1 protein-coding gene is annotated in these 458 nt (G+C 57.9%); it reads left to right on the top strand.

Going from position 1 to position 458, the window contains the following annotated elements; all coding sequences use genetic code 11:
- Nucleotides 1–111: 111 nt before the first annotated feature.
- Nucleotides 112–458, top strand: a 347-nt coding sequence (locus AB4Z27_RS29560) for a DUF3304 domain-containing protein (protein ID WP_441646053.1), incomplete at its 3' end; no start/stop codon positions are given.

Raw genomic sequence — 458 nt, 5'->3', positions numbered from 1 at the left:
TTCGAGACGGCAGTATCAAGGTGTTCGTGACCATGACGCTGCTTGGTCACCCGGCGTATCCCCTGAAAGGGGACGAGGCGCGCAAGTAACCACAGTTCCAAGAGGAGAGTCATGCCTTACACAGTAGCGCGCCCACGGGCGTGGATAGCTGGCCTGCTGGCAGCATTGTCACTGGCAATGTCTGGTTGCGGCGACGAGCCAGTCGCGGTGTCAATGGTTGGCTATAACCACACGGACGTGGGGATTTACGCATTCGAGATCAACGGCCATGGTGGCCCGAATATTGGTGCGCATAGGGGCGGTGGCAATCGTACGTGTTGCGTCATGGTGCCATTGGTCCACGAGCCTGGTATGACGGTAAAGGTCAGATGGGTCAATCGCATTGACGATGTGCCACAGGTGCGATTCGTCTCCGTGCCTCCCTATCGGCCAGACGAATTGGGAAGGTTTGCCGTGCA

The sequence above is a fragment of the Cupriavidus sp. KB_39 genome (genome assembly GCF_052114485.1).
Lineage (GTDB): Bacteria > Pseudomonadota > Gammaproteobacteria > Burkholderiales > Burkholderiaceae > Cupriavidus.
Note: the sequence above shows the minus strand (reverse complement) of the source record. Positions and strands in the feature narration are given on the sequence as shown.